This window comes from Exiguobacterium sp. NPDC077395, assembly GCF_050269125.1.
Classification (GTDB): Bacteria; Bacillota; Bacilli; order Exiguobacteriales; family Exiguobacteriaceae; genus Exiguobacterium; species Exiguobacterium aestuarii_A.
In genome coordinates this window covers 1,616,941-1,629,423 of the sequence record NZ_JBNNHU010000001.1, presented here as the reverse complement: position 1 = coordinate 1,629,423, position 12,483 = coordinate 1,616,941, and the positions used below count along the sequence as shown (strand labels likewise).

General features: G+C 47.8%; 12 protein-coding genes and 1 other annotated feature. All 12 genes read left to right on the top strand.

Translation table 11 applies throughout. The features are described from left to right. Positions 1-3: 3 nt before the first annotated feature. The 12 genes from murD (at position 4) to ileS (ending at position 12,482) form a co-directional block, all read left to right on the top strand. Positions 4-1,341 (top strand): UDP-N-acetylmuramoyl-L-alanine--D-glutamate ligase, encoded by a 1,338-nt coding sequence (gene murD, locus ACQKD4_RS08375; protein WP_427373023.1) that lies wholly within the window; start codon positions 4-6, stop codon positions 1,339-1,341. Then, positions 1,338-2,414: an undecaprenyldiphospho-muramoylpentapeptide beta-N-acetylglucosaminyltransferase gene (gene murG, locus ACQKD4_RS08370; RefSeq protein WP_427373022.1), complete on the top strand. Its 1,077-nt coding sequence runs from the start codon at positions 1,338-1,340 to the stop codon at positions 2,412-2,414. The genes murD and murG overlap by 4 nt, the downstream gene beginning before the upstream one ends. A 14-nt stretch (positions 2,415-2,428) precedes the next feature. Beyond that, entirely contained in the window at positions 2,429-3,199 is a 771-nt protein-coding gene (locus ACQKD4_RS08365) for a cell division protein FtsQ/DivIB (protein WP_427373021.1), read from the top strand. A gap of 228 nt (positions 3,200-3,427) precedes the next feature. Then, the gene (gene ftsA, locus ACQKD4_RS08360; protein ID WP_427373020.1) at positions 3,428-4,714 is read left to right on the top strand and encodes a cell division protein FtsA; all 1,287 of its coding nucleotides are present in this window, start codon (positions 3,428-3,430) and stop codon (positions 4,712-4,714) included. A 46-nt stretch (positions 4,715-4,760) separates the two neighbouring features. Continuing rightward, the gene (ftsZ, locus tag ACQKD4_RS08355; RefSeq protein WP_214691765.1) at positions 4,761-5,903 is read left to right on the top strand and encodes a cell division protein FtsZ; all 1,143 of its coding nucleotides are present in this window, start codon (positions 4,761-4,763) and stop codon (positions 5,901-5,903) included. A 54-nt stretch (positions 5,904-5,957) separates the two neighbouring features. Beyond that, positions 5,958-6,719: a peptidoglycan editing factor PgeF gene (gene pgeF, locus ACQKD4_RS08350; protein ID WP_427373019.1), complete on the top strand. Its 762-nt coding sequence runs from the start codon at positions 5,958-5,960 to the stop codon at positions 6,717-6,719. Next, positions 6,716-7,369 (top strand): YggS family pyridoxal phosphate-dependent enzyme, encoded by a 654-nt coding sequence (locus ACQKD4_RS08345; protein WP_427373018.1) that lies wholly within the window; start codon positions 6,716-6,718, stop codon positions 7,367-7,369. The genes pgeF and ACQKD4_RS08345 overlap by 4 nt, the downstream gene beginning before the upstream one ends. Before the next feature lie 23 nt (positions 7,370-7,392). Next, positions 7,393-7,863 (top strand): cell division protein SepF, encoded by a 471-nt coding sequence (locus ACQKD4_RS08340; RefSeq protein WP_074034875.1) that lies wholly within the window; start codon positions 7,393-7,395, stop codon positions 7,861-7,863. A gap of 4 nt (positions 7,864-7,867) precedes the next feature. Beyond that, a complete protein-coding gene (locus ACQKD4_RS08335; RefSeq protein WP_074034873.1) occupies positions 7,868-8,137 on the top strand; it encodes a YggT family protein in 270 nt (89 codons plus the stop codon). A gap of 3 nt (positions 8,138-8,140) precedes the next feature. Beyond that, entirely contained in the window at positions 8,141-8,911 is a 771-nt protein-coding gene (locus ACQKD4_RS08330) for an RNA-binding protein (RefSeq protein WP_214819604.1), read from the top strand. Between the two features lie 19 nt (positions 8,912-8,930). Continuing rightward, a complete protein-coding gene (locus tag ACQKD4_RS08325) occupies positions 8,931-9,479 on the top strand; it encodes a DivIVA domain-containing protein (protein ID WP_074034869.1) in 549 nt (182 codons plus the stop codon). Positions 9,480-9,482: 3 nt separating this feature from the next. Beyond that, positions 9,483-9,702 (top strand) — a binding site (T-box leader). Between the two features lie 53 nt (positions 9,703-9,755). Then, positions 9,756-12,482, top strand: coding sequence for an isoleucine--tRNA ligase (gene ileS, locus ACQKD4_RS08320; protein WP_274664027.1), 2,727 nt, complete (start codon positions 9,756-9,758; stop codon positions 12,480-12,482). Position 12,483: the final 1 nt, after the last annotated feature.

Genomic DNA, 12,483 nt, shown 5'->3' with positions numbered 1-12,483 from the left:
CAGATGGAAAAGCAATGGCACGGTAAAAAAGTTCTCGTCCTCGGCGCCGCAAAGAGCGGAATCGCAGCGGCGACGTATCTGCATCATGCGGGAGCGGATGTGACGATCAATACGGGTAATATCCCTCCCGAAAACGAACAGGAAAAAATTCAGGCACTTGGGATTCAATCGGTATTTAATGAACATCCTCTCGCTTTGTTGAATGAGACAGAGTTGATTGTGAAAAATCCAGGGATCCCGTATCACATTCCGTTGCTTCAAGAAGCGATGTCCCGTGAGATTCCAATCTACACGGAAGTCGAGCTCGCCTACATGGCAACCGATGCAGAATTCGTCGCAATCACAGGCTCGAACGGAAAGACGACGACAACGACACTCGTCTATGAGTTACTCAAAGGCGGAGAGCGCCCGGTTCATCTCGCGGGAAACATCGGATTCCCGGCCATCGAGGTCGCGACAAACGCGAAAGCGGGCGAATTGATTGTCATTGAACTGTCGAGCTTTCAGTTGATGGGGGTTGAGTCCTTCCATCCGCGTTCGGCAGCGTTGCTGAATCTATCAGAAGCCCATCTCGATTATCACGGCGACTTCGACTCCTATGCAGATGCAAAAGGAAACTTGTTCCGTCAGATGACACGTGACGACCAAATCGTCGTCAAAGTGACAGACGCTGAAGTGATGAAACGTGTCCCGGCTCATCTTGAACCGAATACGTTCAGCTTTGAGCGAGGAGATGCTTCCGTCGTGGACGGTTGGGTCACGGTACGCGGAGAGCGAGTCATTCGTGTGAATGAATTGGCATTAGGTGGTGCCCATAACGTCGAGAACGTACTAGCGGCTCTTCTGTTGGTCGAACCGTTTGCACTTCCAAAAGCACACGTCGAGCGTGTATTACGAAACTTTGGCGGTGTCGCGCATCGGACTGAAAGTTTAGGTGACGTTCTCGGACGTGCCGTCTACAATGATTCGAAGGCGACGAACAACGTTGCGGCGGAAGCGGCGCTACGAGGATTCGATGCTCCGATTGTATGGCTTTGTGGAGGACTCGAACGTGGAGCGGACTTATCTTCGCTCGCGCCAGCTCTCTCAAACGTGAAAGCTGTCGTCGCGTATGGTGAGACGAAAGAGCGTTTTAAAGCGCTTGGGGAGTCCCAACAGATTCCATCTTTCACGGTCGAGACGTTAGCAGACGCCGTTCCCCTCGCGTTTGAACAATCTGAGACGGGAGATGTCATTCTTCTATCTCCAGCGTGTGCGAGTTGGGACCAATTCAAGACGTTTGAAGAACGAGGCGAACAGTTCGTCCATCTCGTTCGCGCATATGAGGAGGCGAACCGATGAAAGTCATGATTTCTGGTGGAGGTACCGGTGGTCATATTTATCCGGCCCTCGCATTGATTGAGACGTTACAAAAACGTCACCCGAATTTACAGGTACAATACGTCGGAACGGAGAATGGGTTAGAAGCCGATCTCGTTCCTCGAGCAGGTGTCCCGTTCAAATCGATTCAAATCGCTGGATTGAAACGGTCCCTCTCCCTCGAGAACTTAAAAACGGCGTACTGGTTCTTGAAAGCTGTCCGCTCTCTTAAAAAAGATATGGCAGCATTCAAACCGGATGTCGTCATCGGAACGGGCGGATTCGTCTCAGGTCCGGTCGTCTATACGGCGCAACAACTCGGCATCCCGACCATTCTACATGAACAAAACAGCATCCCAGGGTTAACGAATAAGTTTTTATCGAAAAAGGCGAATCGGGTCGCCCTTTCCTTTAAAGGGTCAGATGTTCATTTCCCTGGGGCAAACGTACGATTGATTGGAAATCCGCGTGGAAGTGAAGTGCTACAGACGAAAGTCGACGATGCGGCTGTACGAGAACAGTACAATCTCGATGAACGACCAATCGTATTGATTTACGGAGGGAGCCGTGGCGCCGAAGCAATCAACCGTGCCGTCACTGAGGCCATCCCGGCGCTTTCAGACTTACCAATCAACGTGCTCTACGTCACAGGGAAAGTGCATTACGAATCTGTATCGAAAGAAGCCCCATCGTCTGAAAACGTACACGTTCATCCGTACGTCTATGATATGCCGGCCTTACTCGCTTGTACGTCAATCGTCGTCTCGCGTGCGGGAGCTTCGACGATTTCCGAATTGACCGCCCTCGGTTTACCGAGCGTATTGATCCCGAGCCCTTACGTGACAGCAGACCATCAGACGAAGAACGCTTCTGCCCTTGTTGAAAACGGTGCAGCGTTACTCGTGAAAGAGGAGTCGTTGTCAGGAGAGACGCTCGTCGAAGCGATTCGCCAAGTGCTTGGCAAACAAAATGAGATGGCGAACGCATCCCGTGCCCTCGGATTTCCGGACGCGTCGGATGCATTAGCCGACTTAGTAGAAGAAGTCATTCGATAAAGGAGTAGAATCCGATGGAACCAAGCCAACAAACGGTACGCAGTCTAGAAGACCGTATTCCGTACATGAAAAAGCAGCGACGGAAAAAAGCGAACCGTCGGATGTTCTCCGTGCTTTCCTTGTTTGGAATTCTCATCCTACTCGTGGTCTATATGCAAACTTCGATGTCGAACGTGAAAGAAGTGAACGTATCTGGGCTATACTGGCTTGATGAATCCTACGTGTTTCAAGACATGGAGCTCGACACATCGACAAAATTTGTCAGTCTATCACCGAGCAAGATGAGTGACCAAATGGAAAAGTTGCCGGGTATCAAACGGGTAGACATGGACCGATCTTGGTATAACGTGGTTCACGTAAACGTGACAGAAGAGAAGATGATTGCCTATGCTCGTGCGGAGACGGGAGATGTCGTCGTTTTAGCAGACGGCTCACTTCATTCAACAGGCACTATCACCGACCCTCAGAAGTTAAAAGATGGTCCACTGCTAAGAGAGTTCAATTCGGAAAAAGAACTCGAAAAGATTGCCAGTGAGTTGGAACAAGTCGATGATGCGACGCGAGCGCGTATGTCGGAAGTCGTCCTGTCTAAACAAAAGGGAGAGCCGACACGTTACGAGATTTTTATGAATGACGGAAATACGCTTCTCACCCCGACACTGAAGTTAAGCGAGACCGTTTCGAAATATGGAGAAATCTATGAAAACATTCCGAAAGGTCAGCAAGGAACAGTCGTCATGGATGGTGGTTTTTACTTTGTTCCATACAAGAAAACGAATGAATAATCAGTTATATTACAGTCCTTAGACACATAAGGGCTGTTTTTTTGTCGTTTGTAAACGAATTGATAACGCGAAACCGCTTAAATTGTAGGATTCTACCTTTTCTCACTATCTTATTTGTTGTAAACTTAGACGTGAGATATCTTGTCGAAACCAACAATTTTTTTGGATATCTGTCATATTTGTCATGTAATTTGTAAAGGAAAATTATAGAGCGGAGGTGTTTCCCTTTTGGAAGCGAATGGTTATGTGGCCGCATTAGATATTGGAACGTCAGAGATTAAGCTCGTCGTCGGTGAATTGCTCGGCGGAACGCTTAATATTTTGGCAGAAGGGTGTGCACCGTCTGCAGGGGTGAAACGTGGTGCTGTCGTAGACATCGATAAAACAGTCCAAGCGATCAAACAGGCCGTTGAACACGCGGAGACATCGTTAGGTGATCAAATTCGATCTGTATACGTTGCCATCGAAGGGGAACATATCCAAATTGCCCCATGTCATGGAATCGCATCCGTGAAGCGGGAAGATCAGGAAATTACAGATGCAGACGTGATGGAAGTCATCAATTCAGCACAAGTGATGCGATTACCGGATGAGATGAGTGTCATCGATGTAATCCCATCATCATTCACAGTGGATCAACAAACGGGTGTCGTCGATCCTCGTGGAATGCTTGGTTATCGACTAGAAATGCATGGGAAAATGGTTACTGGATCGAAGACAATTTTACATAGTATTCGTCGTTCGATTGAACGTGCCGGATTGCACCTCGAAGGATTTATTTTAGGAAACCTCGCGCTCGGTATGAGTGCAGCTTCTGTAGATGAAATCGACCTCGGCATTGGTCTTGTCGATGTCGGGCACGAAAAGACGACGGTCTCGGTATTTTATCGTGGAGATCTCGTTTACTCGTATATCCTTCCAGTCGGTGGAGACCATATGACAAGAGACTTGGTCTATAAGCTAAACTGCAAATATCAAGACGCCAAAGTGGCGAAAGAAGAATACGGTCTCGCACTCGAAGAAATGGCCGATGGAACAGAAGGTTTCTCCTACACGAACATCAATGGGGAAGTGGCGTTCGAACCACAGTCAGAAATTAGCTATGTTTTAGAGGCGAGAATAGAGGAAATGTTTACTCTTATGTTGAATAAGGTTCAAAAAGTAGGTGTTCCGATGCTGAATGGCGGATATCTACTTTGTGGTGGAGCTGCTGCTCTACCAGGTATTCAAGAGTTAGCGACTCGTGTCATGGGTCAAAAGACGAGATTGTATCAACCGTCGTCGATTGGCGTCAGACATCCAAAATACGCGACAGCAGTCGGTGTTTTGAAATATGTCTTAATGAGTGATCATCACGTTTCAAAATCTCAACTCGAAAAACCGGAAGTTCGCTACGAAACGCTTCACAATAAGCAGGAACCGACCGATACTCATGTTGGAGAGAACGAATACGAGACCGATCAAGATTCGAAAAAAGGTTTTAGTCGTTTGATGGAAAAATTATTTGGCGTTTAAGCTGACGTTGTAATACAACTTGGAAAATAAGTAGGGGGATACCTGAATGATGTACTTTGATGAGGCGATTGACGCCGTAGCAAAAATTAAAGTAATTGGAGTCGGAGGCGGCGGTTCAAACGCCGTTAACCGTATGATTGAACACGGGGTACAAGGAGTTGAGTTCATCGCTGTCAACACGGATGCTCAAGCCTTGAATATGTCGAAAGCCGATGTGAAGCTTCAACTTGGTGCCAAATTGACACGTGGTCTCGGTGCTGGTGCGAATCCTGATATCGGTAAAAAAGCGGCAGAAGAAAGCCGCGAACAATTGATTGAAGCGCTTGATGGAGCGGATATGGTTTTCGTCACGGCTGGTATGGGTGGCGGAACAGGAACTGGAGCTGCACCGGTCATCGCTGAGATTTCAAAAGAAATCGGCGCGCTCACAGTCGGTGTCGTCACAAAGCCATTCATGTTCGAAGGCCGGAAGCGCATGCAACACGCGCAACATGGGATTCAAGCGTTTAAAGAAAAAGTAGATACACTCATCGTCATTCCAAACGATAAGCTTCTTGAAATCGTGGAACGCAACACACCAATGATTGAAGCGTTCCGTGAAGCGGACAACGTCCTTCGTCAAGGTGTTCAAGGGATCACTGACTTGATCGCCATCCCTGGTCTCATCAACCTTGACTTCGCTGACGTGAAGACGATCATGACGGAAAAAGGATCTGCACTTATGGGTGTAGGTGTTGCTACAGGTGAAAACCGTGCCGTTGAAGCAGCGAAGAAAGCAATCTCTTCACCACTTCTCGAATCTTCAATCGAAGGAGCGAAAGGTGTCTTGATGAACATTACAGGTGGGCTCAGCCTTAGCTTGTATGAAGTGACAGAAGCAGCTCAAATCGTTCAAAGTGCCGCAGATGAAGAAGTGAACTTGATCTTCGGTTCGGTCATCAACGAAAACTTGAACGATGAAATCATCGTCACCGTGATTGCAACTGAATTTGCTGAGGAAACGCAAGGGGCGAACCCATTCCTTCAGCAGCCGAAAAAACAGCCAGAGGTTGAGAACAAGGAACCCCAACCAAAAGCAAATGAAGCGGCTCAACAAGACGAAGGGAACTTCCATCGCCCAGTGTATGGAGGAGACGTCCCAGACGAGACGATCAACATCCCTGCGTTCGTGAGACAACGCCGTAACTAAACAACAAGGGGGTGCCGTGACTCGGCATCCCTTTTTCTAAAAAAGGAGAAACCGATGCAACTGTTACATACATGGGAAACCGAAACGAATCGCTATCATGCTTACGTGACGACACGGACGAACGGACACAATGCCGGAAACGTCGGTCTTCATGTCGGCGATGATATTGAGGGAGTCATTCAAAATCGTCAATGGTTTTTTCAACAGGCGAATCTTTCGCTAGAAGACTCCGTTTGGGCCGACCAAGTGCACGGGATAACGGTCCAAAGCGTGGATTCAGCGGACAAGGGCAAAGGTGCATTTCGATATGACGAGGCGATTTCGCAAACAGACGGACTGATCACAAAAGAAGAAGCATTGCCGCTCGCTCTCGTCTTTGCAGATTGCGTACCTCTCTTTTTCTGTGCGAAAAACCATGGAGTCATCGGTGTCGCTCATGCGGGTTGGAAAGGGACCGTCGGCAATATCGTCACGTCCATGATCCAAGCGTTTGAAGATCAAGGCATCGATGTGACAGAAGTGGACATGCTCGTCGGTCCAGCGATTGCTGGGAATGAATATGAGGTCGATCGTCGAGTGCTAGATGCGGTTCAATCCGTTTCGCCGACTGCCTATCAAAAAGCCGTTCGACAGGAGTCGGACGACCACGCCTTGTTGTCACTCCCAGCCGTCAATGAAGTGTTGGCAAACGAACATGACACGTCCGTCATGCAATCGAATTTATCGACTGGCGCAAATACTCCGTTTTTCTCATATCGAGACGGAGAAACGAAACGTCGATTTGCGGCAGTCATCGTCAAGGAGCGTAAATTGTGAGTATTTCAGATAACGTAAAACAAGTTCAATCCATCATGGCAGCTCACGTTCAAGATGTGGAGCCTACTTTGATTGCCGTCACGAAGTCGGTAGGCGTAGATGTGGCCAATGCTCTCTACGCGGAAGGAATTCGTGACTTCGGTGAAAATCGTCCAGATTCCTTACTTGAGAAAGTGAACGGCATGCCAGAAGACGCAAAGTTTCACTTCATCGGCACGTTGCAGACACGTAAAGTGAGACAAATCATCGATCACGTGGCAGCTATTCACTCATTGGACCGTTTATCACTCGCTGCAGAGATCGATAAACGAGCGAGCGAGACGATTGATTGCTTTGTTCAAGTGAATACGTCAGGAGAAGATTCAAAACATGGTCTTGAAATAGAGGAAGTTATGCCTTTCATCAAGAACTGTAAACAGTATCCTCATATTCGAATCATCGGGTTGATGACGATGGCACCGTTCACGGAAGAAGAGTCAGTCCTTCGTGAGACGTTCGGTCGTTTACGTCGATTACGTGATGAAGTGACCGCAAAAGGGTTTGAACACGCCCCTTGCACGGAGCTATCGATGGGGATGTCAAACGATTATCCAATCGCGATTGAAGAAGGCGCATCGTTTGTTCGTATTGGTACCGTACTTGTGCAATAATATATCTTAAGGAGGAATCCGTTATGTCAATCAAAAACAAAATGAAAGATTTCTTTGGACTCGAGGAAGATCCGAACAGCACATACGAAGAAGAAGAGTTTGCCGTCGCAAACACATCAACAACTTCTTCAACTGAAACAGCGGTCGTGAGACAAGAAGATCGCCCAAAATCAGCAAATAATCTCGTGGCATTGAATACGAAGAAGAAAGAACGCTCGAAAGTCGTATTGGCTGAACCACGTGTATTCGCTGAAGCGCAAGATATTAGCGATCAATTGAAAGAAAACCGTGCTGTCATCGTCAATCTTCAGCGCATGTCAAAAGAGCAATCACGTCAAGTCGTCAACTTCCTTTCTGGTGTCGTATATGCGCTAGAAGGATCGATGACTTCGATTGGACATAACACGATTCTGTGTACTCCGAACAATGTCGAATTGACTGGTTCAATCTCAAACTTGATTTCGGAGGATGAACTTCACAGTAAAGGGTGGTAACTGAATGGAAAACGTAATCCCTGCCTTAGGCAATACGTTAAGTACTTTGCTTGGTATTTATAGTTGGGTCCTGATCGGCTATATCTTATTATCATGGTTCCCGAACGCACGTGAATCCATGTTCGGACAAATTTTATCGTTTTTATGTGAACCATTTTTAGCACCGTTCCGACGGATTATCCCACCAATCGGTGGCATGCTCGATATCTCTCCAATCGTCGCATTGTTCGTGCTTCGGATGGCACAAGCCGGTATCGCTGCCATTTTCGGGTGATGTATGAGCGTTTATGATCACTACCGACCAAGTGAACGGGCGTTCGTTGAACAAGTGTTGGATTGGGTACAACAAGTCGAGAACAGCTATGTATTGAAGTTGACGGACTTTTTAGACCCTCGCGAACAGCAAATCGTCAAACAGCTTGTCGGTAAACAGCTCGTCATTCACGACGATGGCGGGTTTGAAGGAGCTGAACGACGTCGGCTGATTTTGGCGCCAGAGTATTATGAGCTGAATACCGATGATTTTGAAATTGAGATTCGTCGTATTGAATATCCGACAAAATTTGTTGACCTGACACATCGACAAGTGACTGGAACTTTACTGAATGCTGGATTAAAGCGTCAAAAGTTTGGGGACGTCGTCCTGGAAGAGGAAATCGTCCAGTTTGCTACGACCCGCGAAGCCGTCGGGTTCATCGAAATGAACTTGGAGCGTGTCGGAAAAGCGAAAGTTCGCATCTCCTCTGTTGCGAAGGATGACATACTCGTCGTTCCGAAAACAGAGTGGATCGAAGGTTTCGGCATCGTGTCCTCTTTACGATTTGATACGGTTGTGAGCGAGGTACTCAACATATCTCGTCAGAAAGCTCAGGCGCTTGTGAAACATGGTGACTGCAAAGTGAATCATAAAGTCATTGAAGATCCGAGCTTTATGCTTGAACCAGATGATCTTTTATCCGTCCGTGGATACGGTCGTATTAAGATGATGGAGATCCTTGGTTCGACTAAACGTGAAAAGATTAAAATCCAGTATGGGACCATACGTTAAATTTTAGGAGGAAAGTCGAATGGCGTTGACACCGATTGATATTCATAATAAAGAATTCTCTTCCCGTTTTCGTGGGTACGACATCGATGAGGTCAATGAATTTTTAGATCAAATCATTAAAGAGTTTGAACTATTGATTCGTGAGAATCGACGGTATGAAGAACTTGTCAACGATATGCAAGCTCGCATTGACTACTTCTCCTCGATGGAAGATACATTGAACAAGTCAATCATCGTCGCGCAGGAAGCAGCGGAAGAAGTGAAGAACAACGCGCAAAAAGAAGCGAGTCTCATCTTGAAACAAGCGGAACGTGAAGCGTACGCTCGTGAAGAAGAAGCGGCACGTAAAGAGCAACTTGCAGAACGTGAAGTCGTTCAAATGCTCAAAAAAGTCGAGTTGTATCGCACACGTTTCCGTGTCCTCGTCGACGCCCAAATGGAGCTCTTAAACAGCACCGAGTGGGAGACGATTGTCGGGGAGCCGCCTGTGCAGACGGTTCTTGACGATAGATCAGAACTTGCGTATAATGACCACGAAGTCACACAGAATGAAGAACAACATGGATAAATGATCAACACGTTGAGTAGGACGCGTCGATCGAGTCATACCTACGAAGCGACTTAGGGACGGTGAGAGCCTAAGAGAAAGACTCGAATCGGTATCCCCTATGAGTCGTCACGCTGAACCAGAGTAAGCGTGACCGCCTGACCTCGTTATCGGTTACCGAGAGCGGTCTCACGAACGTGAGACTAGTAGGGTGGTACCGCGAGTCAACCAACTCGTCCCTATCAGGGATGGGTTGGTTTTTTTTGTTTTCTAAAAAATGTTGATGGAGGAGTTTCGATGAACTACAAAGACACGCTATTAATGCCAAACACAGAATTCGCAATGCGTGGGAATTTACCAAAACGCGAACCAGCGATGCAAACAGAATGGGAAGACATGGACCTTTACAACAAGGTGCAAGAAAAAAATGCAGGGAAACCACAATACATCTTACATGATGGTCCTCCATATGCGAACGGCGACATCCACATGGGACATGCGATGAACAAAGTCTTAAAAGACATCATCGTCCGTTTCAAAGGGATGAACGGATACCAGTCTCCAATGATTCCAGGTTGGGATACGCACGGTCTTCCAATCGAGAACGCCCTTCAAAAAGCTGGCGTCAACCGTAAAGAAATGACGGTCGCTGAATTCCGTGAAAAGTGTGCAGAATATGCGATGGAACAAGTGAACTCACAACGTGAACAGTTCAAACGTCTCGGTCTTCTTGCAGACTTTGAAAATCCATACATCACGCTCCTTCCGGAATATGAGGCGGCACAAATCCGCTTGTTCGGGACGATGGCTGAAAAAGGATACATCTACAAAGGGAAGAAACCAGTCTACTGGTCGCCGTCTTCGGAGTCTGCACTCGCAGAAGCGGAAATCGAATATTACGATAAAAAATCACCAGCCATCTACGTGGCATTCCGCGTCGTAGACGGAAAAGACACATTGACGTCTGACGATCATTTCGTCATCTGGACGACGACGCCTTGGACAATCCCGGCGAACCTCGGAATCGCAGTGAGTGATGAATTGACGTACACGCGCATCGAACACGAAGGAAAAGGCTATATCGTCGCAGAGACGCTCGTTGAAGAAGTGACGACTGCGCTCGGCTGGACTGATTACACTGTGAGCGGTTCATGGAACGGTCGCGACTTTGAATATATGACGGCTCAACATCCGTTGTATGACCGCACATCACTCGTCATGCTCGGCGACCACGTCACAGCGGATGCGACTGGACTCGTCCATACAGCACCAGGGCACGGGGAAGATGACTATCGTGTCGGACAGGCTTACGGCTTGGATGTCCTTTGCCCGGTCGATGACCGTGGTTACATGACGGCAGAAGCGCCTGGTTTCGAAGGGTTGTTCTATGAAGATGCGAACAAACAAATCGGGATGAAACTTGAAGAGAACGGCTACTTGCTCAACTTGAAGTTCATCAAACACTCGTACCCGCATGACTGGCGTACGAAAAAACCGGTCATCTTCCGTGCGACACCGCAATGGTTCGCTTCCATCAAAGATTTCCGTGAAGATATGCTCCGTGAAATCGAAGAAGTGAACTGGGTTCCGGAATGGGGAATGACACGTCTTTACAACATGGTCCGTGACCGTGGAGATTGGGTCATCAGTCGTCAACGTGCATGGGGCGTGCCGATCCCAATCTTCTATGCAGAGGATGGAACGGAAATCATCACGAACGAGACGATCGACCACGTCGCAAACTTATTCCGTGAGCACGGCTCGAACGTCTGGTATGAGCGTGAAGCAAAAGACCTTCTTCCTGAAGGATTCACGCATCCGAACAGCCCGAACGGCGAATTCCGTAAAGAACTCGACATCATGGACGTCTGGTTCGATTCAGGTTCTTCACACGCTGGTGTATTAGAGGAACGTGAAAACCTACGTCGCCCGGCTGACCTTTATCTTGAAGGATCTGACCAATACCGCGGTTGGTTCAACTCGTCACTCTCAACAGCTGTTGCGACGACGGGCAAAGCGCCATACCGAAACGTCTTGAGCCACGGTTTCGTTCTTGACGGTGATGGACGTAAGATGTCGAAATCACTCGGTAACACGATTGCGCCAAACGACCTCGTGAAGCAATATGGTGCTGAAATCGTTCGTCTTTGGGTCGCGTCGGTCGACTATCAGTCTGACGTTCGCGCTTCACACGACAACTTTAAACAAGTGTCAGAAGTATACCGTAAGATGCGTAACACGATTCGTTTCCTTCTTGGAAACTTGAACGGATTTAATCCGTCGATGCGTGTCGCATTCAACGACATGCCAGAGGCAGATCGCTTCATGGCAACGAAACTGAAACAACTCCAAGCAAAAGTGGTCAAAGCGTATGACACGTTTGACTTCATGGCGGTGTATCATCTCGTTCATAACTTCTGCGTTAACGAGTTGTCATCGTTCTATCTCGACTTTACAAAAGATATCCTTTATATCGAGCGTGAAGACGATCTCCGCCGTCGTGCCGTTCAAACGGTCATGTACGATGCGGTCGTCCTTTTGACGAAGCTCTTGGCTCCAGTCCTTCCACACACTGCCGATGAGGCGTGGAAAGAGGTTCCTGGAAAGTCGGAAGCAAGCATCTTCTTGACGGATCTAGAAGAAGTGGATGCATTGACTGCTGACGAGCAAGCGTTGCTTGAGAAATGGTCGAAATTCCTCGTCTTCCGTGACGATGTCCTCAAAGCGATCGAAATCGCACGTGGCGAGAAATTGATCGGGAAACCGCTCGAGGCGAAATTGATTCTCGCACCGAAAGCAGAGACTGCGGCGTTATTGGAAACAATCGATAACGTCAGTCAGTTGCTTCAAGTATCACAAGTAGAATGGGCTGAGACGGCAGACGTCGATTATGCGACGACGAAAATCACAGTCAAGAAAGCAGATGGTGCCGCTTGTGCACGTTGTTGGACATACTCGACAGAGCTTGGACAAAACGAAGAGCATCCTGAGCTTTGCCCACGCTGTGCATCAGTAATCGGTTAAG